The 204-nt window shown below is 36.3% G+C and carries 1 tRNA gene; it reads left to right on the plus strand.

The window, feature by feature from the left end:
• Positions 1 to 63 precede the first annotated feature (63 nt).
• Positions 64 to 140, plus strand: a tRNA-Ile gene (locus CD036_RS10150).
• Positions 141 to 204: the final 64 nt, after the last annotated feature.

The following is a 204-nucleotide window of genomic DNA, read 5'->3' on the forward strand; positions in this document are numbered from 1 at the left end:
TTGACATATTGTATTCAGTTTTGAATGCTCATAATTTGAGGATTCAACATAAATAATAGATGAGGGCCTATAGCTCAGCTGGTTAGAGCGCACGCCTGATAAGCGTGAGGTCGGTGGTTCGAGTCCACTTAGGCCCACCATTTTTATTTTATTGTACATTGAAAACTAGATAAGTAAGTAAAATATAGATTTTACCAAGCAAAA

Origin of the sequence: Staphylococcus arlettae, assembly GCF_002902345.1 — a bacterium.
In the GTDB taxonomy this organism is placed as follows: Bacteria; Bacillota; Bacilli; order Staphylococcales; family Staphylococcaceae; genus Staphylococcus; species Staphylococcus arlettae.